This is a genomic window from Streptomyces sp. NPDC006207 (assembly GCF_040613835.1).
Lineage (GTDB): Bacteria > Actinomycetota > Actinomycetes > Streptomycetales > Streptomycetaceae > Actinacidiphila.
The window spans coordinates 1-25,698 of sequence record NZ_JBEXSX010000002.1; the positions used below are offsets into that span (position 1 = coordinate 1).

Sequence of the window (25,698 nt, forward strand, 5' to 3'; positions counted from 1 at the left end):
CACAGCGAAGGCGTCACCGCCCTCGTCGCCACCCACGACCCCCAGCTCCTCGCCCTCGCCGACCGCGTCCTGGAACTCCGCGACGGCCACATCACGCCCACCGACTGACCATGGGCCCGCCATGAAACGTGCAGCGTCGACGGCATGGTCGCGAGGCTGAGGGGCGGCGCGTTTCACGCGCCGCCCGACGTTGACTGAGAGCAAGGTCGGGCCTTCCGAGGGCAGCGGGACCGCGAATGGCGGACCGACCGCCGGGATTCCCGACGCGTGCACCCTCCGCGAGTGCGCGCGTTTCCCGGCGCACTTTCGCCCGTACCCAAGCACGACGTATGTGAGCAGGACGTGAGCGACGCTCGACATGCCCAGCTCAGGGCGGTGTACGCGCCTGGATCAGCGCCCAGGGTTCTCCGGCGGGTACAGCACGATGGCGGCAAGGGAGCGGGCCAACCCGTCCCAGCTGCGAGGGTCCCAGCCCGTGTGGTGGTGCCAGCGATCCAGCCGGTAGGAAACGGTGTTGGGGTGCAGATGCAGGACCGCCGCACTCGCGCTGATCGAGAAGCCGTTGTGCGCGAAAGCCAGAACGGCCTCGGCGAGGCGTGGGTGACTGCGCGGCACCGTGGAGCGCACGAGAGGAGCCAGCCGATCACGCTGGGGCAGGAGGGTGGCGATGAGCCACTTGTCATCGAAGGACACCGTGCACCCCCGTTCACGGGCGACCACAAGTGCCCGTTCCGCGTCGCCGATGCTCTCCGCGGCACCCGCCAGTCCGGCCCTGGGCATGCCGATCCCGGCAACCGGATCAACTCCCGCAGGCAGCAATTCGCCGGCGTCCGCGATGATCATGCCTTGCGCCAGGATGACGACGCGCTCGCCGTGGATCACCGCGTGCAGCGTGCCGCCGTTCGCGTGCAGCTTCCGCCGCAAGAGGTCGAAATGGGTGTCGGACCAGGCTTCGACGGGCGCGCACGCGGCCTGGAAGGAAGCGTAGGGATCGAAGTCCAGGGCGCGGGCCATGCACAACCCGTCCTCGCCCTGCGCGCCGTCGGCGTAGAGGGCTTCGACGAATCGGTGCCGAAGTTCGACCAGGGCCGTTTCCCTGCCTCGGCTCGTCTCGGAGTAGCCGTCGGCCACGGCGCCGCACATGTGCTGCACCCACGCCCAGGTCTGGTCCACCAGTTCCAGCAGGGCGAGCAGGGCCGCCGTCTGCCTGTTGCCGGCCTCCTGGCGCAGCATGCTCCACAGATGCCGGTAACCGATGTGGAAGCCCGTGATGACCGATTCCATGGGAACGAACTGCCGGGCTCGCCTCCGGCCGAGTTCTCGAGCAGCCTCGATCTCGCGGCCGGTGGGTGCTCGCCTCTCCTGGAGCGAGGCGAGGAACGCCTGGTACTGCTCCAGCACCGCCTCCTCGTGCTCGGCGCGCGGCATCGCTTCGAACGATCCGACCTGGCCGCGGATGTCGTCCACGATGGCAGGCACCAGATCCCCTACCTCCTGAGTTGCCCACCGGTAGAGCGCGGAGAGCTCCGCGGCAACGGCATCATCAGTGCTCGAGAGATCCGCTTGTTGTGCGCTCACGAGAATCCTGGCCCTTCGAACGGACGGCGATTTCCACGGTACCTCAGCACCCCACGTTGCATCCCCGGAGCCGAGACGAGTGATCGACCTCCGATTCCGCACCTGAATTCATTCGGCCAAGCCTTCTCCATGCAGCGGATTTCATATCCGGAAAATTCTTCGGGCGGCAAGACGAAGCCTTCCGCCCGGCCTGGGCCCTGACCCGCTGCCGCACGTGCCTCGGCAGCGCGGCAGCATGTCCTTGACATCAAACGAAACGATACGTATCGTTTTTGCAATGGTGCTGGAATTCTCCTCGGGCCCGCCGACCGGTGGGCCGCGGTCCGCTGCAAAGATCCTCGACGCGGCGCGGGGTGTCCTGTCGGCACAGGGCTACCCGGCACTGACCATCGAAGCCGTCGCGGCCGCCGCGGGCGTCGGCAAGTCGACCATCTACCGCTGGTGGCCGAACAAGGAAGCCCTCATCGCCGACGCCCTCGCCGAGATCTTCCGCGCCGAGGAAATCCCCGACCTCGGCGACACCCACGCCGAGCTGCGCCACGCCGTCGACATGACCATCGACAACTACACCAACGAGGACATCGCGGCCTCATTGCCCGCCCTCGCCGCGGGTCTCCTGCCCCACCCCGAGCTCATGACCCGTTTCCGCGAGACCTTCCTCCACCGCAAACGCCAGAACATCGCCACCGCGCTGCGCCGCGGCATGCAACGCGGCGACCTCCCCCACGACCTCGACACGGACCTCGTCCAGGACATCTGGGCCGGCACCATCCTCTACCGACGCCTCATGACCGACACGCCCACCGACAACGCCCTGGCCGAGCAGCTCACCCGGCTCGTCACCGAAAACGGCTCCCACTTCGCGCTCCGCGCGGGCAGGCCCTCCGCGTGAACCCGGCACCGGACGCCCCGACCGCGGCGATCACGCAGTCGGGGCGGGCTCCTGTGATTTCCACAAGGATGTCCGCCTGAATTCTTCGATCTTCCCTCTACCCCCGGAACGGAAGATGCGAAAAGATGAGATGGAAGCCTTTTCCTTCCCGACTGAAAGTGACCGCATTGCGCTTTCAGCCGGGGCCCTCGATCCGCGGATGAAATCGAATCCGGATGGGCACGCCAGAGAAGCCGAACCGGGAGCCAGCGAATGCCGCCCCTGCTCCGTAGCCTGAAGGCCAACGTCCCGGGCCGGAAATCATGAGCTTGGTCACCTGCTGGCTCGCCGAACACAAGGGGAGCTTGCGCCTCCGGCTGACCTGCATCTTCGGCGTGATGTTCTTCCTGGCCGTCGCCGTGGTGCTGGGTGTCACCGTGCTGCTGGTCTACCGCTTCCGGCAGGCCCACCCCGGCGCATCCTTCCCTCCCTACGTGAAGATGCGTCCACCTCTCACCCCGCAGCAGCAAGCACAGTTCCAGGAACAGGCCGGGTGGCACGCAGCAGCCCAGGGGACGGACACACGTGCGGACATGTTGTGGATGCTGAAATGGGGATCGCTCCTAGCCACAGCCGTGGGAGGCGCGGCCACTGCGGCGGGCTGGGTGGCGGCCGGTCGGCTGCTGCGGCCGCTGACGCAGATCACCGGAACGGCCGAGCGCGTCGCCGAACGCACCCTGCACCAGAGGATCGCGCTGAAGGCCGCGCCCGGCGAGGTCAAGAAGCTGGCGGACTCCCTCGACCGGATGCTGGCGAGACTCGACGAGTCCTTCGCCGGCCAGGGCCGCTTCATCGCCAACGCGGCACATGAACTCAAGACCCCGCTCGTCATCAACCGCACCCTCGTTGAAGTCGCCATGAACCGGCGCAACGCCCCTGTGGAAATACGTCACCTGGCCGAGGACCTGCTCGCGGTCAACGCTCGCCACGAGCGGCTGATCGACGCCTTGCTGGCTCTTGCCCGCTCCGAGAACGGCACCGTGGAACGCCTGCCCACCGACCTGGCCGAGGCGGCCGCCTCGGCCATGGAGGCCTCGGCGCAGGCGGCCGAACGGGCCGCAGTAACGGTCCAAACGGATCTGCGTCCCGCGCCACTCCACGGAGATCCGCTGCTGCTGGAGCAAGTGGCCCGGAACCTTGTTGACAACGCCATCCGCTACAACGTTCACGGCGGCACAGTCGGCGTCCTCACGGCACAGGTTGCCAACGGAGTGCGGCTCACCGTCACCAACACGGGCCCCGTCGTCGCCGCGCATGAGGTGCCCGTTCTCTTCCAGCCCTTCCGCCGACTGACCGACCGGGTCGGCACGGCCAAGGGCAGCGGCCTGGGCCTGTCGATCGTCCGAGCGGTCGCCCACGCCCACGGCGGAGACGTCGATGCCGTACCCCGTTCGGGCGGCGGCGTCACCGTGACCGTCACCTTGCCCACCCGGGTCCCGACCAGCGCACGACCGCACGCGTGAGGAGTGCCCACCCTGATGCATGACCACCCGCTTCACAGCGGGTGGTCTTCCTGCAACTGGGCTGTGGCGCCGGGGAGCGGCGTTCGAGTTCCGGACCATCGGCGAGACTCCTGACGCGGACCCCATCGGCATGACGCCGCTGGACGGGCGCCCGGCCGTGGTCCCGGCCACCCGGCCATGACCACAGGGCTCGCCCGTTCATGTGCCTGCCAGCGCCTCCGTCGGAGACATTCGCGCGGCGCGGACCGACGGGTACAAGCCGGCCAGACCGCCGATGGCCAACGTGGCGGCGGTGCCTCCTGCGGAGGCCCAGGCCGGCACGGTGGTCGGCCACCCCTGCGTCGTGGCGTACACACCGGTCACGAGGATCCCGAGGAGTACACCCGCCGCTCCACCGAGCGCGGACAGCAGGAGCGACTCCGCGAGGAACTGCAGCCGGATCTGCCCCTGTGTGGCGCCCAGAGCGCGGCGCAGGCCGATCTCGGCGCGGCGCTCCAGCACCGAGATGACCATGGTGTTGGCGACTCCGATCCCGCCCACCAGCAGAGCGACCGAACCAAGGCCCAGCAACAGCCCGGTGAAGGCCCGCTCCGAGGCGTTCTTCGCGACGAGGGCGTCGGAGGGCCTGGAGACCGACACCAGTTCGGGGTGCTCAGGGTTGGCCGTAGGGGCCAGGACGCCATGCACATCGGTGACTGCGTCGTCCCGGACACGGGCGTAGACGGTCGTCGGGTGTCCGTCGAAGCCCAGCTCTGCACGGGCGGCTTCCCAACCGACGAGCGCGGCCCGATCCAGTTCGGGCGCGAGGGGGGCCGGGGCGAGGATTCCGACGACGGTGAAGCGGCTGCCGCCCAGCACCACCTGAACGCCGTTCGGGCCTTCCGCCGGCGATGCGCCACGAAGGTCGTGAATGCCCAGGCTGTTCGCGGTGCCGGCGCCGATGACCACCACGGGCAGCTTCGCCTGAGCGGCATTGGGCCAGTCTCCGTCGGCCAGGGACACCCGCAGTGCCTCCGGCAGGCCCTGCGTCGCCGCGTAGACGGCGATGCTGCCGCTGAGTGCCGTGGGGATGTGCTCGTTGCGGTAGACGTTGGCGCGAGGAAGCCGGGAGACCGCGGCGACCGACTGTACCGGGCCGACCCGGCGGATCATGGCTGGGGCCGTCTCCGGGAGCGCGACTCTCTCCCCGGTGCTGTGGTCCTTGCCCGGGCCCACGGTGAGCAGGTTGGTTCCCAAGGCGGCCAGTTCCTGGTCGAGTGCTGTGCGACTGGAACTGGAGATCCCGACGACGGCGGTCATCGCCGCGATGCCGATGGCGATGCCGAGCGCCGACAGCACTGCCCGGAGGGGCCGGTACCGCAATCCGGTGCTGCCGACCCGTAGTACGTCACGTGGCCGCAGTCTGAACGGGGTCAGGGGCGGACTGGTCGTCTGCATCAGTGGGGCGCCTCCGTCGCAGTGTGGTGGCCGAGGCCGCTGCCCGGGAGGGCGGCGACCTCGCCGGCGAATCCGGCCGTCGTCGAACCCCTTCCGGCGCCGTCTGCCGCATCGGTGGCTCGATCGCCGACCACGGCGCCGTCCCGGAACTCGATCCGGCGCGGCAGCCGAGCCGCCACCTCGGCGTCGTGGGTGATCAGGACCAGGGCCGTGCCGGCGGTGTGCAACTCCCCGAGGAACTCCATGACGGCCGTGCCGGAGGCAGTGTCGAGGTTGCCGGTGGGTTCATCGGCGAGCAGCAGTGGCGGCTCGCCGACGATGGCGCGGGCGATCGCGGCTCGTTGCCGCTCGCCGCCCGAGAGTTCATGCGGCCGGTGGTCGGTCCGATGTCCGAGGCCGACCCGGGACAGAGCGGCCAGGGAACGGCGTGTCCGTTCCCGCCGAGCCACGCCGCTGTACAGCAGGCCGTCGGCCACCGCCTCGACGATCGGGAATCCGGCCGGGAGGTGGAACTGCTGGAAGATGAAACCGATGTACATGGCACGTAGGGCGGACAGGCGGCGATCGCTCAGCTGGGACACTTCGTGTCCGGCGACGGTAACCAGGCCCGAGGTCGGCCGGTCCAGTGTGCCGATGAGGTTGAGCATCGTGGATTTCCCCGAGCCGGACGGGCCGACGACGGCAACTGCCTCACCCGGCCTCACCGTCAGGCTGACATCGCGCACGGCGGCGACACCGCCTCCGTAGCTACGGCTCACACGGTCCAGGACCACGACGGGGTCGGCGCTCATCGCGCGGTTCCCACCTTGGCACCGGGGGCCAGCCCCTCACCGGTCACCTCGACGCGTCCGTCGACGAACAGCCCGATACGTACGGCGACGACATGACCGCGCCCGTGGCCGTCCAGCACTTCCACGCCGTAACCTCCGCCGGACAACGCGAGAAGCGCCGACACAGGAACCGTCAGAACGTTCTCGTGCCGACCGGCGAGGTAACGACCGGTGAGGGTGCCGGAACCGCGGCCGGTCCCCCTGCTCACGGCCGACGGGTCGACCAGGGAGACGGTGACGTCCTGGACGTTCTCGCCGCTGTCACCGGTGTGCGGGGCGCCGACCGAGATGACCGTGGCGTCCGTGCTCTTGCCACCGGTGGTGGACACCTTCAGCCGCACGCCCTTGACCGCCAGCTCGGAGTCCTCGACGGGAACGGTGAGCTTCGCCCGCGGTGTGGTTCCGGTCACCGTCAGCAACTCGGGTACCGCGGCGGCACCGATCGCCGCACCGCGCTGGGCGACCCTGCGCGCACCATCGGCGTACACCACGTCGCCGAGGGCGATCTTGCCGGTCTCCGCAGCGCCCAGGGCTTTCTGCCAGCGCTTGACGGCGGCTTCCACTCCGGCGGTGTACGTATCACCGGGCGTGAAGCCACCGTAGCCCAGGGCGCTGAGGTTGGTCGTGAACACCTTGACGTCCTCCCCTTTCGTATCCAGCGCCAGCTCCCTGTACGCGGGGAGCTTGCCGTAGAGCAGGACGACGGGGCGATCGTCGATGCGGGCCAGCTCGTCGCCCCGGCGAAGTACCGTGCCCGATGCGGGTAGCCACGTGACGGTGCCTTGGGCGTGTCCGGTCAAAGGCCGTGCGGAGCCGTACGTCACGGCGCCTGGCACGGTGATCCAGCGCTCCATGGTCTTCCGCGTCACCTCTGCGGTGGCCGGAGGGGACGCGCTGGGCGCAGCGGTCTTGGTGTGGCCACCGAGAACGCCGGAGGAGGCCGCACCGGCCAGTACCACCACGGCAACGGCCGCCGTCCCGCCGAGAATGAGAAGCGTGCGGCGTCCCTTGCCGGAGCTCTTGCGCCGGCTCATCCGGCGACGCCGTCGTTCTCGGACTGCGGGTAGAGATGGTCGCAGGCCGCCGAGGCCTTCGGAGCATTCGGATCAAGCTTGGAGTTGTACGTCGAGTCGTCGGGCTGCTCGCCGGTCTCCGGGTCGGGATCGGGATAGTCCGAGGCCCCGTTCTCCCGCATGCACACGGCGTACCGCTTCAGCTTCTCGATGTCCGCCGGCTTCCAGAGAGGACCAGGATCATATGTCGGCCACTTGGACTGGCACGCCTTGTAGGCAGGGTCCGTGGCGACCACGGGACTTCCGTCGGCCATGGCGACGACGAGCCCCTGTTCGGTGTCCGGGTCGGGATCCTTCACATCGAGACCGTGTTCGCGCAGGCACCGTACGAAGGGCATGAAGTCGGGATCCGCGCCGGGTGATGCCGAGGCGGCGCTCGACGTGCCGTCCGGCACACTCGCCACCTGCGCGCCGTTCGCACCCCCACCGCCGCATCCCGCCAGTGTCGCCACGGCGGCGATGACAAGCGCCGGGGGACCGAAGAGTCTCGTGAGCGCTGACACTGATTGCATTTCTCGTCCTTCCATGGCCGGGCGGAAGCGTCCTTCAAGGCCACTTTCAAGAAAGTCCCTGGTCACGCTGCTGCCGATATCCCAGCAGAACCCCGGTGAACGGCTCGTGAGCCCTCGAGCTCACCCCCAGCTCACGCCCGATCCGGTACTGAGGAGCAGCAGCATTGCCGAGCGAAGGAAGGTGGACGGGATGCGTCCTCGGGCCGCAGTGCGGAAGTTCGTCCGAGCGCCGGCCTCCCCGTTCCTGTGGATCGCCGCTCACCGCGGCAGCCTGCGCCTGCAGCTGACGGCAGTGTTCGGTTCGATGTTCTTCATCGCCGGTTCCGTGGTACTGGCGGCCACGGTGCTACTGGTCGTCCGCTACTGGCACTTCAACTTCGCCAATCCGTCGCCGCAGGTGGATCCGCACGACATGAACGCGGACATGCTGTGGATGCTGAAATGGGGATCGCTGGTCGTCACTTTCGTAGGTGTCTCGGCCACCGCCGTGGGCTGGGTGGTGGCCGGACGGCTGCTGCAGCCGCTCACCCACATCACGCACACCGCCGAGCGGGTCGCCGGGCGCACGTTGCACCAGCGCATCTGCCTCGAAGCACCGCCCGGCGAGGTCAAGACTCTCGCCGACTCCTTCGACCGCATGCTCGAACGTCTGGACGAGTCGTTCGCCGGTCAGGGCCGCTTCATCGCCAATGCCGCGCACGAGTTGAAGACGCCGCTCGCGCTCAACCGCACGCTCGTCGAAGTGGCCATGAACCGCCGCAACGCCACGGCGTCCCTGCGCCACCTCGGTGAGGACCTGTTGAAGGTCAACGCTCGCCAAGAGCGTCTCATCGACGCGCTCCTCGCGCTCGCCCGCTCGGACGGCGGCACCGTGGAGCGCCTGCCCACCGACCTTCGCCTCGTCGCCGAAACGGTCCTCGATGCCGCCGCGGCATCGGCACGAGAAGCCGGCATCGCCCTGTCCGGCGACCTCGGTGTCGCGCCGCTACAGGGGGACCCCACCTTGCTGGAGCAGCTCGCGCGGAACCTCGTCGACAACGCCGTCCGCTACAACCATCACGGCGGCGCCGTCCGCGTCATCACCCGCTCCAGCCCCGAAGCAGCGGTGCTGACCGTCACCAACACCGGGCCCTCGATCGCTCCGCACGAGGTGCCCGCTCTCTTCCAGCCCTTCCGCAGGCTCACCGACCGCGTCGGTTCCGCCAAGGGGAGCGGCTTGGGCTTGTCCATCGTCCAGGCGATCGCCCACACCCACAGCGGCGAAGCCAACGCCACCCCACGCCCGGAGGGCGGCCTGACCATCACCGTCACGCTCCCCCATCGATTCCAGGACCCGGGCAAGCAGGCATGAGCACCCGGCATCGGCAGGGGTGTGAACGCCGTCGTCACGCAGCCGTCAGCGTCTGCTCGGCCCAGATCGTCTTGCCCACGTCCTCGTAGCGCATGCCCCAGCGGTCGGCGAGGGAGGCGACGAGGAACACACCGCGCCCGTCCTCGTCCTGCAGGCGGGCATGACGCAGGCGCGGGGTCGTCTCGGCGTCGTCCGCGACCTCCACGGTCAGCACACGGTCGCGTATGAGGCGGAGCCTGATGGGCCCTTCGGCGTGCTCGATCACATTGGTGGCGAGTTCGCTGACGATCAGTTCCGTGACAGGGGAGCACTCCTCCAGTCCCCACTGCGCCAACCGGTCCCGCGCGGCCCGACGCGCCTCGCGCACGGAGATCGCCCGGGCGGGGAGGGTCCAGGAAGCGACGCTGTCGGCGCCGACGGATCGGGTTCTGGCCACCAGCAGCGCCGCACCGTCCTGGGGAGTGCTGCCACGGAGGACCTGGTACGACACCTGGTCGCAGATGTCGTCAGGGGTCTCGAGGGGGTGGGCCACCGCGGCGCGTAGCCGGTCGACGCGGTCCCTGGCCTCCGACGGGTGGCGATCGGCGCTGCCGTCCGAATAGAGCGACAGGAGGCTGCCCGGTGCCAGCTCCACGCTGACGACCTCGTGCGGCTCCCCCTTGCCGAGGGCCGCACCACGGGGTACGCCGAGCGTGCCTACCGCGCCCTCGGGACTGGTGACGAGTGGGCTGTCGTGACCGGCGGACGCAGCCGTGCAACGGAGGGTGACCGGGTCGTACGTCATGTACAGGCAGGACGCGGTGAACGGCGGCCGTGCACGGTGGAGGGTGGCCGGGTCCGCTTCCTGCTCACCTGCAAGTCGCTGGGCGACATCGTCAAGATGAGCCAGCAACTCGTTCGCCGGCAGGTCCATCGCGGCCAGGGTGGAGGCGGCCGTCCGCAGCCTCGCCATGGCGACGGACGCCTGCAGGTCCTCTCCCGGCACGTACCCGATGATCAGGCCCACACGGCAGCTCGACAGCGGGAGCACCTCGAACCAGTGAGCGCCGTAACGGCCGACCCGGTAGCAATGGGAGGCTTCGACCGCGGAGAGCTGTGGCGTCTCGCGGGGCAGCAGGGTGCGCTGCAGAGCCGTGGCGATCACGTGCTCGCGGGTGAAGCGACGTGCGTTGTCGATGCATACCGCGGTGCAGGACGCCAGTTGCGCCGCCAGCGACAGATCGTCGTCGCCGAAAGGCTCGGGGTGGGAGCGGGTCCGGTAGAAGCTGGCCAGGCCCAGGACCAGGCCGTGCACGGTGAGCGGTGTCACGATCATCGAGTGCGCCCCGGACCGGACGATGAACTCGGCCCGCATGCGGTCATGTACCAGCCAGGCGCCCGACTTCGTCGCCAAGTCGACGAGCCGCGGCCGTAGGTCTGCCAAGGCCCGCGTATACGGGGTGTGGGACGCGAACTGGCTGCTGCCGCCCACCGGATAGGCCCCGTACTGCTCCTCATCAGATGCGAAGGCGGCACGCCGCATCGGGAGGTGTGCCGTGACGGGCCCTATGGGGGCGTCGCCGTCGAACACGGACTCCACCAGGTCGACGGCGACGGCGTCGGCGAAGGCCGGCACCGCCATGTCGGCGAGTTCCTGGGCGGTACGAGGTGCGTCGAGCGTGGTGCCGATCCTGGACCGGGCCACGGCCATCAGGTCCGTCGCCTTCTGCTTGCGGACCTGCTCGGTGACATCGCGAACCATCGCCGCAACGGCACCCGGCACCCGGCCGTCGCATCGCAGTGGGTAACCGGTGACGGAGTACAGGTGCTGATTCTGCGGGTCGTCGGCCGGGACCGCGGCGATCGTGCGTTCCCGGACCACTTCATGGGTGTCCAGAACCTCACGCATGATCGGCGACAGTGCGATCCGGGTGTCCAGGTCACCCAGGCTGGCTCCGACCACTTGCGCCTCAGGCATGCCCCGCAAGGCGAGGATGGCGGCATTGGAGCGCAGGACGCGCAGATCCGGACCGTACACCTCGAGGCCTGCTTGGGCCATCCTGAAAAGTTCCTTCTCGAAGGTCTCCGCTTCCTCCTCCGGAGGCACCTCCGGGGAACCCGGTTCGGCGTGTCGGTGTCCACGAGGCATGGCCGACCTCATCTTTCCTCGACATCGCCAGTAAACCTGGCTCCGGACCGATGGGCCAACCGGGCGCGGTGGCGCATGGCGTCCCGTGGGGGCGAAGGTGCCCGGAGGGTGCGCTCGTTCCCGGTTCTCGACGGGTGCGGAGGCATGGCGGTGCACCAGTGCCCCCCGACTCAGCGGATCCGGTACCCCACCCCGGTGATGGTCTCCACGACGCCCGGCTCGCCGAGCTTGCGCCGCAGGCTGCGGATGGTGACCCGCACGATCGTGGTGAAGGGGTCGATGTTCTCGTCCCACACCCGTTCCAGCAGCTGCTCGGCCGAGACCGGCCCGCCCTGCGCCCGGAGCAGTTCCTCCAGGACCGCGAACTCCTTCCTCGACAGCGGTACGAAGCGGCCGTCACGGGAGGTCTCGCGCAGGTGCGGGTCGAGGCGGATTCCCGCGCGCTCCAGAACCAGCGGGGCCGGTGGCCGCACCCTGCGGCCCAGCGTCCTGATCCGGGCCACCAGTTCGGCGAACGCGAAGGGCTTGACCAGGTAGTCGTCCGCCCCCAGGCGTAGCCCGGCGACGCGTTCGGCGACCGTCGTCGAGACGGTCAGCATGAGAATCTTGATCTCGGCCCCTTGGGAGGCGGTGCGTCGGCACACCTCATCGCCGTGCAGCTTCGGAAGGTCCCGGTCGAGCACCATCACGTCGTAGTCGTTGATCGCCAGCCGCTCCAGAGCCGCCTCACCGTCATGGACGACGTCCACCGCGAACGCCTCCTGCCGCAGACCTTCGGCTATGGCACCCGCGAGCAGTTCTTCGTCCTCCACGACCAGCACCCGCACCTTGCGTCTCTCCCTTCAGCCGTTTCTGCGCCGTCTGCAAGGCAGCGGTCATCTCTTGGTCTCTGCCCCGACGGCGCCTGTCCGGCCTCACCGGCGACGGCACGAGGCGGGCCCGTCCTCCGCTGGATCGCGACCGGACGACCGTGCCGCCAGGGCGTTCTCGGGCCTCTGCGATGCATTCAGGTTCGCCGCCGCTCCGCCCCTTGTCCCGGACCGGGAAGGTGGCGTGGGGGCCGGCAGCGGTTCCGACGCTCTCTTGCCACTATGCATCGCGCCACGTGAGGACAGCGTGAGTCCTGGTGCTCACCTCCGTTTCACCGGAGGCGTTGTGTAGTTCGAAGCATGAAGCACCGTCGCAGCAGACACCGCCGGGCAAGGAGGCGGCGCATGGTTCTCGTCATTCCCTGCCTCGCGATCCTGGGAGTGTGCCTCGCGGGGGTCTTCGCCATCGCCGGGCGGGTCACACCTGGGCGGGCCGCGCCCGCGGCGCACAAGAGCCGTCCCTCGCCGACCACGCCCGCCTCGGCGCCTCCGCATGACTCACGCCCTTCAACGGCGCCGCCGAGTCCCCGGCGCAGTCCGTCGCCGCCACCGCCTCCGCGCATACCGCAGCACGGGGCCGGCACGTTCACCGCGGCCGCCGGCTCATCGGAGGCCGTCGGGCACGGCAGGACCCTGCGGTACGTCGTGCAGACCGAGGACGGCAGTGAACTGACCGCGGCATCCGTGGCCGCCGAGGTCGAACGCATACTGGCCGACGGCCGGGGCTGGACGACGAGCGGTGTGGCATTCCGGCGTGTGGAGGGGCCGCCGTACGACTTCCGGGTCCGTGCGGCGACCCCGGACACCGCGGATGCCCTGTGCGCCAGCTACGGCTTGGACACCCAGGGTGAGCTGAACTGCAACGTCGCCCAGACCGTCGTGGTGAACATCAAGCGCTGGATCCTGCTCAGCCCCCAGTACGAGGGCCGGCCCGCCGACTATCACGCGATGATCATCAACCATGAGGTGGGTCACTTCCTCGGGCGTGGACACCGGGGATGTCCTGGACCGGGCATGCCGGCCCCCGTGATGATGCAGCAGATCAAGGGGCTGCACGGGTGCGTCGCGAACCCTTGGCCTTACGACGGCCAGGGCAACCTGATCACCGGGCCGCCCGTGTCCCCCTGACATGCGCCCGTCGAACCGCACGGTGGACCTCCCGACTCGCGCAGCGTGTGCCGCTACCCCTCGTGCCGACCCGACCATTCCTGCTCACGGCCGGGGTCCGGCAGGACATGGCCGCCTTCGACCGCGGACCGCGCGGGGCTGTCCTGGATCACCACCAGAACGCGGCCCTCGGCGATCCCGGTGACGCGGGAGGCGGCCGCCGACAGTTCAAGCGCCAGGCGGGTGGTCTCCTCTTGCGGGTGGCCTCGCCGGGCCCACCCGGTGATCAGCAACGGCGCTCCGGGTTCTCCGCCGACGTAGACGCTGTCCGGGGGCAGTTCGGTGAAGGTCACGTTGACGTAGGCGGGCGGCACGTGGTTGATCTCCGAGTGAATCCGGGTGATCTCTCCGGCCAGTTCCCCCTTGGTTGCGACTTCCAGCGTCCCCTGAGCAGTGGTGCAGGTGTAGATGGGCACGTCAGCTCCTGACATCTGAGGCTGCGGGCGTGCCCCTCGACGCGAGGGGCGCGCCGGGGTCGTCGGGTTCGGGTGGGGGCTAGTTGGTGAGGGTGATGAGGTCGGTGACGGTGTAGGCGAGGTCGAAGTGGAAGCCTTTGCCGACGCGGTGGATGGGGAGATCGGCGAGTTCCTCGCCGTGGGCGGGGAGGAAGGTGAGGTCGGCGGTGCCGGCCCAGGCGTCACTCACGGCGGGATTGTCCAGGACGGCCATGACGAGTTCGTGGACGGCGGGCTTGTCGTGTTGTCCGGCGGTCAGGTTGGGGAAGTGGCGGAGGTTGATCAGGGGGCGGCCCATGAGCGCGGTGGGGTCGGGGACGGGCTGCCGGAGGGTGATGGTGGCTTCGGCGATGCGCTGTCCGGCGGAGGAGGCGGTGGCGGCGAATTGTCCGCCGGGGCCGAGGACGGGGGTGCCGGGGCCGCCGACGGAGTAGGCGCGGGTCTGGTGGACGGCGCCGAGCTTCTTGGGGAAGCCCTGGACCCAGCCGCGGGCCATGGCGGAGTCGTTGTCGACGTAGATGTAGGGGCACCAGGAGACGGGGGTGCCGTCGTGGTGGGCGTCCAGGGTGATGAAGAACTCGCGGTACTGGGAGCGCGCGGGGTCGAGGTACTCCAGGTGGGTGGAGGAGTACTGCCAGTCGATGAACATCGCGACGCCGCGGCCGGCGGAGTCCGGGTCGGGGGTCAGCCCCTCGGGCAGGGTCGTCGCGGCCGTGTCGGGGTCGGTGAAGAACTCGACGGCGACGACGGTGCCGGCGTAGTGCCACGGCGGGGCCGGCGCCAGGTTCGCGATGCCGCGGGGCGAGAGGGGGACGGTGTAGCCCTTCATGACGCGCACTCCTTCACGAGAGAACCAGTTGAAACGATACGTATCGTTTCGCCGATGACGACCTTAGCAGGCGCCTACCGAATAGCGAAACGATACGTATCGTTGCACTCGTGAGTTGGTCGTCACTTCCGGTTCGGTGGCCAGTGCGGTGGGCCGGTTCTGCACCGAAGACCCTCGACGCGGCACGGGACGTCCTGTCGGCACAGGTTCACCAGCCACTGCCCATCGAACCGCGGGTGTCGGCCCTGCGTCGGCGGTGCTCAAGCTGTCAAGCCCTCAATGGCCACGGGAAGACGGCGCGGGCCGCGCAGCACCGCGTTGGCGCGGTACGGCGGCGGGTCCTCGATCAGCCGGGAGAACTGGACCCGGCGGAAGAGTTCGGGCACGGCCGCATGGAGTTCCATGCGGGCGAGAGGGGCGCCGAAGCAGTAGTGGATGCCGGTGTAGAAGCCCAAGTGCTCGTTGTCCTTGCGGTCGGGGTCGAACCGATCGGGGTCCTCGAAGCGCCGGGGATCGCGATTGGCCGCAGCCAGCATGAGCCAGACCGGCGAGCCCTTGGGGATCGTGGTGCCGGCGACGTCGATGTCGGCCAGGGCGGTGGTCCACGGGACGAACTGGACCGGAGGCTCGTACCGCAGCACCTCCTCGACGAGCGGGACGGCCAGGTTCGGCTCCCTCTGGAGCCGATCGAGGACGTCGGGGTGGCGCAGCAGGGTGAGGGTTGTGTTGGTGATCGCGTTGACGGTGGTCTCGTGGCCGGCGACCAAGAGCAGCACCGCGGTGGCCTCCAGGTCTGCCGGTGTCATCTCGGGGGCGAGCGCGCTGAGCATTCCGGGGCCGGGGTGGCGGCGTTTGCTCTCGATCAGATCGGTCAGATAGGCGCCGATGTCCTGGCGTGCCCGCTGTGCCCTGTCCGCGCCGCCGTCGTCGCCGGAGCGGGGATCGAGTGACGACGCCAGGGCGTCCGCCCAGACGTGGAAGCGTGGTTCGTCCTCGCGCGGCACGCCGAGGACCTTGCAGATGGCGGTGACGGGAAGGGGGTAGGCGAAGTCCTCGACAATGTCGACCTGACCCTTGCCGGCGAAGGCATCGAGCAGCTCCGTGACGACCTTGGCCAGTTCTCCGCGCAGGCCGTCGAGGAATCTGGGGCTGTGCGGCGGGCCGAACGGCCGGTTGATCGTGCTGCGCAGCCGGTCGTGCAAGGGCGGGTCGGTGAAGATGAAGCTGGGCGGCAGGCCGGACTCCACCGGTTGCCCGATGCGGGCGAAGCCAGGTGAACGGTTGCTCGTGTCATTGCTCAGCCGCGGATCGTTGGCCAGGCCCCGCACCTCGTCATAGGTGCTGACCAGATAGGTGCCGTCGTCCTCCCGCCTGACCGGTTGCTTGCGCAGTTCCGCGTAGAGCGGGTACGGATCGGCCCGATTGGCGTAGTCGGTGATCTGCGCGGAGATGGGGCCGGGCGTCATGACGTCTCCTGAAAACTCCGGGCCGCGCATGGCGGGTGGCAGGGCGTGTGACGGAACGAAGAACTGGACACGCCGTTCGCTCGGTGATGTGGCCCGTCAGCTTGACCGTGGCCCCATGGGTGGGCAGACGGGGCTCCGGAAAGGCCGGGTCGACCGGCGGCAGATTTGCCGCGATCTGCTGTCGGCGACAGCCTCACGCGAATCCGCTCCCTGTACGGGCCGCTGTGGCCGAGCCCCAGCAGCCGTCAGCGCTGCGCCATGCGGTCCGTAGCCACACCTCAATTTCAGCTTCAATCCACCGCCCGGGTCCCGCAAGGCGAGGACGAGCCGGAAGACCAGGCCTCAGGCGAAAGGGCGCTCGATGCATCGGCGTCCGAAAGCCGGGCCCATGCACGCCAACGCGGCCGCCGAACCGCCGCCCCTCACGGAGGAACCGCGAGCGCGAGCCACGCAACGGTCACCGGGCACGCGCCGCATGTCCCCGGTAGAATCCTCAGCAGTTGGCTACGCCTTTTCACTGTGTGACCAGGGGCGCGATCACCAGGGTCTGGGGTTTCCTCCGGGCGCCCAGGGTGAGACGTGCGGGCACCGAGTTCGGTCGACCCGCTCATGGTCTTTCGGGTTCGCAGGGCACGTTCCAGAGACCATGGACATGGCCGACCATCACCGTTCCGCGGGAAGCCGTGTGCACCGACGACCGGTGCGTTGGCGGAGAGGCCGGCAACGTGAAGAAGCTGCTCAGCCCCAGCGTCCCCGCCATCGGTCGCCCCTCCCGTCTGCCGGAGGCGGATGCCATCGACACCGCACACGCAGGCGGGACACCTCACGAACTCAAGAGCGACCTCATCGCCCTGCTGGGCGGGGACCAGGTGCTGCACCGCATCTCGGACCTCGTCCGGTACGCCTCCGACGCCAGCCCCTATCGCTACCTGCCCCAGGTCGTCGTCCTGCCACGCGACGTTCGCGACGTCCAGAAGTTGCTGGCCTACTGCCGCCGGAGCGGGCGGCACGCAACGTTCCGTGCCGGCGGGACCAGCCTCAACGGCCAAGCCCAGTCCGACGACATCCTCATCGACGTGCGCCGGCACTGGAACGGGATGGCCGTCGAGAACGACGGCGCGCGCTTGCGAGTGCGGCCCGGCACGATCCTCGGCCACGCCGCGGCGGTGCTCCGCCGGCACGGTCGACGCCTGGGACCGGATCCGGCCTCCTCCGACGTCGCCACCATCGGCGGAGTCCTCGCCAACAACGCGGGCGGGATGCGTTGCACCCTGGAGCGCAACGCGTACCACACCGTGGCGTCAATGACCTTCGTACTGCCATCGGGAACCGTCATCGACACCGCCGCAGCCGACGCCGAGGAACGATTCGCCACCGCGGAACCGGAGCTGGCAGCCGGCCTTGCCGAGTTGCGGGAGCACCTGCTCGCCGACAGCGAGCTCACCGCGCGCGTGCGCCACAAGTTCACCATCCGCAACACCACCGGATACACCCTTGCGGCACTGCTCGATACCGACACCCCGCTCGAGATGTTCCGGCGCCTGCTCATCGGTTCCGAAGGCACACTCGCCTTCATCGCCGAGGCGGTGATCGACACCCTTCCGGCCCCCACGGCGACCACGGTCACCTGGATCGTGCTCCCGTCGGTCGACGAAGCGGTCGCCCTCGTCCCCGGCTTGGTCGGTCTCGGCGCCGAAGCCGTCGAGCTGATGGTCGCACCCGCCCTCACCGCCGCCGCCCAGGCGTTCCCCAACACACCCGACTACTGGAAGACCCTCGATCCGGGCGCAGCGGCACTTCTCGTCGAGTTCGCCGCCGAGGACCCGGCCGGCCTCGACGAGGTCGAAGCCCGTGTCGCGGAGCTGGTCGGGGACGCGAACCTGCTGCACCCGCTGGACTTCACCCGGGACCAGGAGCTCATCGAACTGGACTGGCGCATACGCGAGGGCCTGCTCGGCATCGTCGGCGAACTACGCCCGCCGGGCACCGCCGTGGTCAACGAGGACGTCTGCTTCCCGCCCGCCCGGATCGCCGAAGGTGCCGGTGACCTGCATGCCCTCCTGGCCGAGCACGGCTTCCTGCCGGGCGTCGCCGGTCACGCCGCGTACGGCAATCTGCACTTCACCCTGACGCCCAAACTGGCCGATTCCGCCGACCGCGACAGGTACGCCGCGTTCATGTCCGACCTCGTGGCACTCGTCGTCGACAAGTACGACGGGTCGCTCAAGGCCGAGCACGGCACCGGGATCAACATGGCGCCTTTCGTCCGCCACGAGTGGGGCGACAAGGCCACCGAGATCATGTGGCGGATCAAGGAGCTCGCCGACCCGCACGGCGTTCTCGCCCCCGACGTCATCCTCACCCGCGACGACGACATCCACCTGAAATCCTTCAAGTCGACGCCTGACATCGAGGACGTCGCGACCCATTGCATCGAGTGCGGGTACTGCGAGGCCGTCTGTCCGAGCCGCAACGTCACGACGACCCCCCGGCAGCGCATCGTGCTGCGCCGGGAGATGGCACGGCAGCCGGAAGGATCGCCGCTGCTGGCCCAGTTGCAGGCGGAATACGAGTACGACGGCATCGAGACCTGCGCCGTCGACGGCACCTGCGCCATCCCGTGCCCGGTCCACATCAACACCGGTGCGCTGATCAAGGGATTCCGGCGGGCCGAGGCAACGGACCAGCGCGAGAAGGTCGCGCTGGAGATCGCCAGGCGATGGGCGACCGTGGAGAAACTCGCCCGCACCGCCATGGGCGCCACCGACATCGTCCAACGAACCGTCGGCCCGAAGGCACTCACCGGACTGACGGCCGGCGCACGGCTCGCCATCAGCAACGACCTCATGCCGGCGGTACCGGGACCGATGCCCCGCAGCGCGGTGAGCAAGCCGCCACGGACCTCCCGCGACGGTGCGGCGGCCGTCTACTTCCCCGCCTGTGTCAACCGCATCTTCGGCCGCGACCCGGGGATGCCACGGCATCCTTCCCTGCAGCAGGCATTGGTCGAGGTTTCGGCGCGAGCCGCCAAGCCACTGTGGATCCCCGACGACGTGGCGGGCAAGTGCTGCTCCACGCCATGGAGCAGCAAGGGCTACACGAGCGGGCACGAATGGATGGCCGCGACCACGTGCGACGCCCTGTGGTCCTGGAGTGGGCAGGGCACCCTGCCCGTGGTCATCGACGCCGCGTCATGCACCAACGGCCTGCTCGACGACGTCAAGAACCACCTCGACGACGAACACCGCGCCCGGCTGGAACACATCACGCTCCTCGACTCGATCGCCTGGTGCGCCGGCCTGCTCCCGCACTTGACCATCACCAGGCGGGTGGACCGCGTGGCGGTGCACCCCACCTGCTCAACGGCACATCTGGGGCTGAGCAAGACCCTGCAAGCCATCGCAGGACAACTCGCTGCCGAGGTCCTCGTACCGGTCGGCACCACCTGTTGCGGCACGGCCGGCGACCGAGGGCTCCTCCACCCGGAGCTGGTCCTGTCCGCGACGCGGGACGAGAAAGCCGTCCTGGACAAGACCCCCGCGGATGCCTACCTGTCGGCCAACCGCACCTGCGAGATGGGACTGCGCCACTCCACCGGCCGCCCGTACGAGTCCTTCGTCTTCCTCCTGGAAGAACTGACCCGCCCCCCCAACTGGCGCGTAGGGCAACGGGTTCCCATTTAGACACTCAGCCCGGCTCGGCGCCGTCCTCGGGCCGTACAGCCGACCACCTGGGTCTCACCAGCCGCGCACTAGAAGGATCATCACGGACCCGGCGATGAAGAGCGTCCCGCCGCCGCCCAGGAGGTATACGGCAAGGCGTTCGCCCTTGTACTCGATGTCCCCGCGCGTTCCGGTCTTTGCACGCTGTGGCTTGCTGGGATCGTAGATGGCCGGAACCACGTCGCCCGGCGAACCGATCGGCTCCAAGAGCACTTCGGAGAACTCGCCACCGGACTCACCCTCAGGCAGCTTGATTTCGAAGAAGAACCGGAGCAGGCCCCGCGCGGGCTCCGTACGGACGATGGTCGCCGCACCCTCGACCCCATGCCGCTCCAGTTTCCACAGGCGTCGGTAGACCCAAAAGCTGTGCAACTGAATGAGCACACCGCATGTGCCCAGAAACACGAAAAATACGCCCATGAGATCGATCAGGCCACCGGGCTCCCCCACCGCGCACCCCCCTCCTTGAAACCTCAGACCACAGTGCCGATGATTCGCCAGGCAAGGAACGTGTGGATCAACCGGACGACGGTGCGCTGCGGGATGTGCACCCCCGGATCGCGATGCAGATCCTCCGGCACAGCAAGATCGCGGTAACGATGGAGATCTACACGCATGTCCCGTCCGAGGCGACACGCAAGGCGCTGCGCAGGCTCGGCAAGCACCTCGACACGCAAGATCAACCGTAGTTGCTGTACTTCGCTGCTGTGCGGCACGACAAAGCCCCTGCCGGATCTCTCCGTCAGGGGCTTTGAGCTGCTGTGGACCTGAGGGGATTCGAACCCCTGACCCCCTCGATGCGAACGAGGTGCGCTACCGGACTGCGCCACAGGCCCTTGCAACGAGGAAAACTCTAGCATCCCGGCGGGGGTGCTCCGCGCCCCCCGGCGCGGGGAGGTCACTCGTTGGCGGCGCGGGGGCGGTCGCGGTCGGCGTGCTGGTCGAACAGGGGGGTGCGGGAGCGGTCGCGGGAGCGGCGCGGGGTGACCGGGGCGGTGGAGAAGGTCGGCCGCGGGGCCGGGACTTCCCAGGTGTCCTCGGTGGGGACGCGCTGCTGGTCGACCCACTCGGCGTGGTCGGTCTGCTCCACGAGGGCGCGCCGGTCGGCCGTCGCGGGCTCCTCGGCGGGCGGTGCGGGCTCCACCACGTCGTGCGCGTCGAGAGGGGCGGGCTCGCGGGTCGTACGGGCCTCACGCAGCCGCTTGGCGGCGTCGGCGGCGCGGCGCTGGTCGAGCTTGACCACGAACCGGCGGCGTTCCTGGGCGCGCAGGTAGGCGATGTAGAACGTGAGCAGCACGGCGGGCGCGGCCGGGGCCCAGAGGAAGGCGACGCCGCCGACGGCGGCGACGATCATGCCCGCGGTGAAGCCCAGGAAGAGCAGCGTGATGGTGCGGCGACGGGCGGCGAGCACCTTGGCCCGCGGATTGGGCTTCTTCGACGTCCCGGACTTCGCCTGACCGCCCTGCTTCGCCTGCTTCGCCTTCTTCCCCGACGCGCCCGCCTGCCCGCTCTGCCGGGACGTCGGCTTCACTTCCGTCGCGGGCACGGCAAGGGCCCGGACGTCGACCGCGGGCTCCGCCTCGGCCTCCGATTCCGGGTCCTCCGTCTTGGCGTACCTGCGCTCCAGTGCCGCACGTCCGGACAACAGCCGGATGGCGGTGCTGAAGCGTTCCGTCGGGCGCGCTTCGTTGAGCTCGTCCTGCCTACGGAGCCACATCGGCACCAAGTAGGCAGCCCAGGCCCCGACGATGACTGCGTAGATGAGGCCGCTGCTGCTCACGCATCACACGGTAGGGGGGTTCGCGACAGGGCATACGCAATTTGGCGCGGTGTGTCGCACGATCTGGCTGATACTCCGAAATTTTTTTCTGATTGCGTTCAAGTCGGAGTCGGATCCGCGGCTATTTTCGAACAGATATTTTATTTGTGAGCCGTGCCAGGTCGGGCCTGGTGCCAGCGGTGGAGCATTCCCTCCGGCACCTCCTCCGCCGTCAACGCGAAGACCAGATGGTCACGCCAGGCTCCGTCGATATGGAGATAGCGGGGGCGCAGGCCTTCCTCGCGGAAGCCGAGTTTCTCCACCACCCGCCGGCTCGGCATGTTCTCCGGCCGGATGCAGACCTCGATGCGGTGCAGTCCCACCGCGCGGAAGCAGTGGTCGGCGGCGAGCGCGACCGCGGTGGGCATGACCCCGCGGCCGGCCACGGCCTCGTCGACCCAGTAGCCGACGTGGGCGCTGCACATGGAGCCCCAGGTGATGCCGGCGACGGTGAGTTGTCCGGCGAGCCGTCCCTGGTAGTCGATGACGAACGGCATCATCCGGCCCGCGGCGGCCTCGTGGCGCAGATGGCGGACCATCTGCCGGTAGGTGGGCCGCTGGGTGAGGTGACCGGGGGGCGCCGGGGGGACGGTGGCCTCCCATGGGCGTAGCCATTCGCGGTTGCGCCGGTTCACCTCGCGCCAGGCCCGCTGGTCGCGCATCCTTATCGGGCGGAGGAGGACGTCCCCGTCCGCCAGCTCGGTCGGCCAGGACCCGTTCAGCTCGGTCTCCCAGACGTAGGGTGGTCGCCGCCGTGGATCTGCTCGACGGCATGGACGAGGATCGGGGCCAGGACGGCCAGGCCGTCCTTGACGCCCCCGGTCGACCCCGGGAGGTTCACCACCAGGGTGCGCCCGGCGACACCGCAGACGCCACGGGACAGGGCGGCGGTGGGCACCTTCTCGCGGCCCGCGGCCCGGATGGCCTCGGCGACACCGGGGACCTCGTAGTCCAGGACGGCGCGGGTGACCTCCGGGGTGCGGTCGGTGGGCGAGATCCCGGTGCCGCCGGTGGTGACGACGACGTCGTACCCCCCGGCCACGGCTTCCCGCAGCGCGCTGCCGACCGGCTCGCCGTCCGGGACGACGCGCGGGCCGTCGACCGTGAAGCCCATGTCCCGCAGCCCGGCGACGATCAGCGGGCCGCCCCGGTCCTCGTAGACCCCGGCGGCCGCGCGGTTGGACGCGGTGATCGCGAGCGCCCTCATCGGCTGCGGCTCCAGTCCCCGGACTTGCCGCCGGTCTTCTCCTCGACCCGTACGTCCGTGATGACCGCGGCCTTGTCGACGGCCTTGACCATGTCGACGACCGTGAGCGCGGCGACGCTCACCGCCGTGAGGGCCTCCATCTCGACGCCGGTGCGGTCGGTCGTCCTCACGGTGGCCGTGATGTCCACGGAGGAGTCGCCCACGACCAGGTCGACCTTCACCCCGGAGACCGCCAGCGGGTGGCAGAGCGGGATGAGGTCGGGGGTGCGCTTGGCGCCCATGATCCCGGCGATGCGCGCGGTGGCGAGGGCGTCGCCCTTGGGCACCCCCTCGCCGCGCAGCAGCTCGATGACGCGGGGCGACACCAGGACCCGGCCGGTGGCGCGGGCGGTACGGGCGGTGACGTCCTTCTCCGAGACGTCGACCATGCGGGCCGCCCCCGCCTCGTCGATGTGCGTCAGATGCTGCTGTTCTGTCATCGGTACGGCACTCCCACTGCTCGCCGCGTGCTCGCGTGGGCAGTAACGGTACCCGCTCAGTCGAGCAGCACGACCTCGACCTCCGAGCCCGCCGCGACCTCCGTCGTGTCCTCGGGCACCACGATCAGCGCGTTCGCGTGGGCGAGCGCCTTGACCAGGTGCGATCCGGCCCCGCCCACGGGGGTGACCCGGCCGGTGGAGGGGTGGTAGCGGCCGCGCAGGAACTGCCGCCTGCCCTTGGGCGAGGAGGTCAGTCCGCCCTCGCAGACGGCCTGCACGGTCGTCCGGAAGACCGGCTCCACGCCCATGAGGGTGCGGATCGCGGGCCGGACGAACAGCTCGAAGGAGACGTAGGCGCTGACCGGGTTGCCGGGCAGGGCGAGCAGCGGGGTGCGCTCGGGCTCCGGCGGCGCGGCGTCCGCGTCCTCACCGCCGCCCTCCGCCTCGCTGCGCGCGCCGACGTCGATGAAGCCGAAGCCCTGCGGCTTGCCGGGCTGCATCGCCAGCTTGCGGAACTCGATCTCCTCGCCGAGGGCCTCCTTCACCACGTCGTACGCGCCGACGCTGACGCCTCCGCTGGTGACCACGAGGTCCGCCCGGATCAGCTGGTCCTCGACGGTGGCCCGGAAGGTCTCGGCGTCGTCCGCGACCGCGCCCACCCGGTAGGACTGGGCGCCGGCCTCGCGGGCGGCGGCCGTGAGCATGAAGCTGTTGGAGTCGTGGATACGGCCCGGGCCCAGCTCCTCGCCGGGCGGGACCAGCTCACTGCCGGTGGAGACCACGACCACCCGCGGCCGGGGCCGCACCCGTACGGTGGCCCGGCCGACTGCGGCGAGCAGGGCGATCTGCGGCGGGCCCAGCACCGTGCCGGCGCTGAGCGCCAGCTCACCCGCGGCGACGTCGCTGCCCCGGGCGCGGACGTGGTCGCCCGGCCCCACGGGCCGGTAGACCCTGACCTCGCCGCCCACGGCGTCGGGGCTCCGGCTCGCGGCCGGCATGCCGACGACCGGAGCACCGCCGGTGCCGCCGTCGGTCCACTCGACGGGGACGACTGCCTCGGCACCGGGGGGCAGCGGGGCGCCGGTCATGATCCGGGCGGTCTGCCCGGGCCCCACGGTGGGCAGTTCGCCGCTGCCGGCCGCCACGTCACCGATGACGGTGAGCACGGCCGGATGTGATGCGTCGGCGCCCTGGGTGTCGGTGGTGCGGACCGCGTAGCCGTCCATCGAGCTGTTCGCGAAGGGCGGCAACGCGACCGGCACCATCACGTCCTCGACGAGGACGCACCCCTGTGCGTCGAGGAGTTGCAGCTCGATGGGTTCCAGCGGCTTCAGCTGCCGCAGGATGTTGTCGAGGTGCTCCGAGACGGACCAGACGCGGTCGGCCGTGCCACTGCTCAAGCTTGCATCTCCTCGCTGACATACGTGCGCAGCCAGGACCGGAAGTCCGGGCCCAGGTCATCACGTTCGCATGCCAGTCGGACAATCGCACGCAGGTAGTCGCCACGGTCTCCGGTGTCGTAGCGCCGGCCGGTGAAGATGACACCGTGCACGGGGCCGTCCGGGCCGTCCTGCTGGGCCAGTTCGCGCAGCGCGTCGGTCAGCTGGATCTCACCGCCGCGGCCCGGCTGGGTCTTGCCGAGCACCGCGAAGACCGCCGGGTCCAGCACGTAGCGCCCGATGACGGCGTAGGCGGAGGGGGCCTCGCCCGGCGCGGGCTTCTCGACGAGGTCGGTCACGCGGACCACATCGCCGTCGGAGGTGGGGGCCACGGCGGCGGAGCCGTAGAGGTGGATCTGGCTCGCGTCGACCTCCATCAGCGCGACGACGCTGCCGCCGTGCTGCTCCTGCACCTCGATCATGCGGCCGAGCAGCGGGTCCCGGGGGTCGATCAGGTCGTCGCCGAGCAGCACCGCGAAGGGCTGGTCGCCGACGTGCGGCTCGGCGCAGAGCACGGCGTGGCCGAGGCCGCGCGGGTCGCCCTGGCGGACGTAGTGCATGGTGGCGAGGTCGCTGGACTCCTGGACCCTCGCCAGGCGGGCCTCGTCGCCCTTGGCGGTCAGCGCCGACTCGAGCTCGTAGTTGCGGTCGAAGTGATCCTCGAGCGGACGCTTGTTCCGGCCTGTGATCATGAGGACGTCGGAGAGGTTCGCGGCGACGGCCTCCTCCACGACGTACTGGATGGCGGGCTTGTCCACCACCGGCAGCATTTCCTTGGGAGTCGCCTTCGTGGCGGGCAGGAACCGGGTGCCGAGACCGGCGGCAGGGATCACAGCCTTGCTAATCCGGGTACGTGCGTGCGTCATGGGACAACGATAACCGCTGTATATGAGGTGAAGATGAAGTTGCGGTTGCTTGATGGGGATAGGCGGCGGTTGCGCGT

At 69.6% G+C, this 25,698-nt stretch carries 23 protein-coding genes, 1 tRNA gene and 1 pseudogene; 7 read left to right on the forward strand and 18 right to left on the reverse strand.

The window, feature by feature from the left end; genetic code table 11:
• Positions 1-108, forward strand: a pseudogene (locus tag ABZ312_RS01385) (ABC transporter ATP-binding protein); the annotation flags it as partial.
• Between the two features lie 282 nt (positions 109-390).
• On the opposite strand, the gene ABZ312_RS01390 reads toward ABZ312_RS01385, so the two are convergent.
• The gene (locus ABZ312_RS01390; RefSeq protein WP_500328941.1) at positions 391-1,578 is read right to left on the reverse strand and encodes a PucR family transcriptional regulator; all 1,188 of its coding nucleotides are present in this window, start codon (positions 1,576-1,578) and stop codon (positions 391-393) included.
• 277 nt (positions 1,579-1,855) lie between these two features.
• On the opposite strand from ABZ312_RS01390, the gene ABZ312_RS01395 reads away from it, so the two are divergent.
• Both ABZ312_RS01395 and ABZ312_RS01400 read left to right on the forward strand, forming a co-directional pair.
• A complete protein-coding gene (locus tag ABZ312_RS01395) occupies positions 1,856-2,470 on the forward strand; it encodes a TetR/AcrR family transcriptional regulator (RefSeq protein ID WP_500328940.1) in 615 nt (204 codons plus the stop codon).
• Between the two features lie 302 nt (positions 2,471-2,772).
• On the forward strand, positions 2,773-3,972 hold the full coding sequence (locus ABZ312_RS01400; protein WP_500436123.1) for a sensor histidine kinase: 1,200 nt from the start codon (positions 2,773-2,775) through the stop codon (positions 3,970-3,972).
• 198 nt (positions 3,973-4,170) lie between these two features.
• Here the strand turns inward: ABZ312_RS01400 and ABZ312_RS01405 are convergent, their stop codons facing one another.
• Genes ABZ312_RS01405 through ABZ312_RS01420 form a run of 4 tightly spaced genes read right to left on the reverse strand, consistent with a single transcriptional unit; the run spans position 4,171 to position 7,890 of the window.
• Positions 4,171-5,409 (reverse strand): ABC transporter permease, encoded by a 1,239-nt coding sequence (locus ABZ312_RS01405; RefSeq protein WP_500328938.1) that lies wholly within the window; start codon positions 5,407-5,409, stop codon positions 4,171-4,173.
• Complete coding sequence (locus tag ABZ312_RS01410) at positions 5,409-6,200, reverse strand: ABC transporter ATP-binding protein (RefSeq protein ID WP_500328937.1); 792 nt, start codon at positions 6,198-6,200, stop codon at positions 5,409-5,411. The genes ABZ312_RS01405 and ABZ312_RS01410 overlap by 1 nt, the downstream gene beginning before the upstream one ends.
• The gene (locus ABZ312_RS01415; protein ID WP_500328936.1) at positions 6,197-7,273 is read right to left on the reverse strand and encodes a peptidoglycan-binding protein; all 1,077 of its coding nucleotides are present in this window, start codon (positions 7,271-7,273) and stop codon (positions 6,197-6,199) included. Before ABZ312_RS01415 ends, ABZ312_RS01410 begins: the two co-directional genes overlap by 4 nt.
• On the reverse strand, positions 7,270-7,890 hold the full coding sequence (locus tag ABZ312_RS01420; protein ID WP_500436125.1) for a hypothetical protein: 621 nt from the start codon (positions 7,888-7,890) through the stop codon (positions 7,270-7,272). The genes ABZ312_RS01415 and ABZ312_RS01420 overlap by 4 nt, the downstream gene beginning before the upstream one ends.
• 142 nt (positions 7,891-8,032) lie before the next feature.
• On the opposite strand from ABZ312_RS01420, the gene ABZ312_RS01425 reads away from it, so the two are divergent.
• Complete coding sequence (locus ABZ312_RS01425; RefSeq protein WP_500328934.1) at positions 8,033-9,175, forward strand: sensor histidine kinase; 1,143 nt, start codon at positions 8,033-8,035, stop codon at positions 9,173-9,175.
• 34 nt (positions 9,176-9,209) lie between these two features.
• Here ABZ312_RS01425 and ABZ312_RS01430 read toward each other — a convergent pair whose 3' ends face one another.
• Both ABZ312_RS01430 and ABZ312_RS01435 read right to left on the reverse strand, forming a co-directional pair.
• Complete coding sequence (locus ABZ312_RS01430) at positions 9,210-11,213, reverse strand: SpoIIE family protein phosphatase (protein ID WP_500360139.1); 2,004 nt, start codon at positions 11,211-11,213, stop codon at positions 9,210-9,212.
• 260 nt (positions 11,214-11,473) lie between these two features.
• Complete coding sequence (locus tag ABZ312_RS01435) at positions 11,474-12,130, reverse strand: response regulator transcription factor (RefSeq protein ID WP_500328932.1); 657 nt, start codon at positions 12,128-12,130, stop codon at positions 11,474-11,476.
• A 387-nt stretch (positions 12,131-12,517) separates the two neighbouring features.
• On the opposite strand from ABZ312_RS01435, the gene ABZ312_RS01440 reads away from it, so the two are divergent.
• Positions 12,518-13,300 (forward strand): DUF3152 domain-containing protein, encoded by a 783-nt coding sequence (locus ABZ312_RS01440; RefSeq protein WP_500436127.1) that lies wholly within the window; start codon positions 12,518-12,520, stop codon positions 13,298-13,300.
• A gap of 53 nt (positions 13,301-13,353) precedes the next feature.
• Here ABZ312_RS01440 and ABZ312_RS01445 read toward each other — a convergent pair whose 3' ends face one another.
• The 3 genes from ABZ312_RS01445 to ABZ312_RS01455 form a co-directional block, all read right to left on the reverse strand.
• Positions 13,354-13,755, reverse strand: coding sequence for a tautomerase family protein (locus tag ABZ312_RS01445; protein WP_500328930.1), 402 nt, complete (start codon positions 13,753-13,755; stop codon positions 13,354-13,356).
• A 79-nt stretch (positions 13,756-13,834) separates the two neighbouring features.
• Positions 13,835-14,623: an acetoacetate decarboxylase family protein gene (locus tag ABZ312_RS01450; RefSeq protein ID WP_500328929.1), complete on the reverse strand. Its 789-nt coding sequence runs from the start codon at positions 14,621-14,623 to the stop codon at positions 13,835-13,837.
• 260 nt (positions 14,624-14,883) lie between these two features.
• The gene (locus ABZ312_RS01455) at positions 14,884-16,089 is read right to left on the reverse strand and encodes a cytochrome P450 (protein ID WP_500328928.1); all 1,206 of its coding nucleotides are present in this window, start codon (positions 16,087-16,089) and stop codon (positions 14,884-14,886) included.
• A gap of 725 nt (positions 16,090-16,814) precedes the next feature.
• On the opposite strand from ABZ312_RS01455, the gene ABZ312_RS01460 reads away from it, so the two are divergent.
• Positions 16,815-19,772, forward strand: a complete 2,958-nt coding sequence (locus ABZ312_RS01460; protein WP_500436129.1) for an FAD-binding and (Fe-S)-binding domain-containing protein — start codon at positions 16,815-16,817, stop codon at positions 19,770-19,772.
• A 54-nt stretch (positions 19,773-19,826) separates the two neighbouring features.
• Here the strand turns inward: ABZ312_RS01460 and ABZ312_RS01465 are convergent, their stop codons facing one another.
• Positions 19,827-20,261: a DUF3592 domain-containing protein gene (locus tag ABZ312_RS01465; RefSeq protein ID WP_500328926.1), complete on the reverse strand. Its 435-nt coding sequence runs from the start codon at positions 20,259-20,261 to the stop codon at positions 19,827-19,829.
• Positions 20,262-20,323: 62 nt separating this feature from the next.
• Here ABZ312_RS01465 and ABZ312_RS01470 point away from each other — a divergent pair, with 62 nt between their 5' ends.
• Positions 20,324-20,500 (forward strand): tyrosine-type recombinase/integrase, encoded by a 177-nt coding sequence (locus ABZ312_RS01470; RefSeq protein ID WP_500328925.1) that lies wholly within the window; start codon positions 20,324-20,326, stop codon positions 20,498-20,500.
• Positions 20,501-20,573: 73 nt separating this feature from the next.
• On the opposite strand, the gene ABZ312_RS01475 is transcribed toward ABZ312_RS01470, so the two are convergent.
• The 7 genes from ABZ312_RS01475 to ABZ312_RS01505 form a co-directional block, all read right to left on the reverse strand.
• Positions 20,574-20,647: transfer RNA gene (locus ABZ312_RS01475), tRNA-Ala, on the reverse strand.
• Positions 20,648-20,709: 62 nt separating this feature from the next.
• The gene (gene sepX / locus ABZ312_RS01480; protein ID WP_500328924.1) at positions 20,710-21,591 is read right to left on the reverse strand and encodes a divisome protein SepX/GlpR; all 882 of its coding nucleotides are present in this window, start codon (positions 21,589-21,591) and stop codon (positions 20,710-20,712) included.
• A gap of 140 nt (positions 21,592-21,731) precedes the next feature.
• Positions 21,732-22,352, reverse strand: a complete 621-nt coding sequence (locus ABZ312_RS01485) for a GNAT family N-acetyltransferase (protein ID WP_500329012.1) — start codon at positions 22,350-22,352, stop codon at positions 21,732-21,734.
• A complete protein-coding gene (locus ABZ312_RS01490; protein WP_499512326.1) occupies positions 22,349-22,837 on the reverse strand; it encodes a MogA/MoaB family molybdenum cofactor biosynthesis protein in 489 nt (162 codons plus the stop codon). The genes ABZ312_RS01485 and ABZ312_RS01490 overlap by 4 nt, the downstream gene beginning before the upstream one ends.
• Positions 22,834-23,316: a cyclic pyranopterin monophosphate synthase MoaC gene (moaC, locus tag ABZ312_RS01495; protein WP_500328923.1), complete on the reverse strand. Its 483-nt coding sequence runs from the start codon at positions 23,314-23,316 to the stop codon at positions 22,834-22,836. Before moaC ends, ABZ312_RS01490 begins: the two co-directional genes overlap by 4 nt.
• Positions 23,317-23,372: 56 nt before the next feature.
• The gene (locus ABZ312_RS01500) at positions 23,373-24,716 is read right to left on the reverse strand and encodes a molybdopterin molybdotransferase MoeA (protein WP_500328922.1); all 1,344 of its coding nucleotides are present in this window, start codon (positions 24,714-24,716) and stop codon (positions 23,373-23,375) included.
• Positions 24,713-25,621, reverse strand: a complete 909-nt coding sequence (locus ABZ312_RS01505; RefSeq protein ID WP_500436131.1) for a UTP--glucose-1-phosphate uridylyltransferase — start codon at positions 25,619-25,621, stop codon at positions 24,713-24,715. The genes ABZ312_RS01500 and ABZ312_RS01505 overlap by 4 nt, the downstream gene beginning before the upstream one ends.
• Positions 25,622-25,698: the final 77 nt, after the last annotated feature.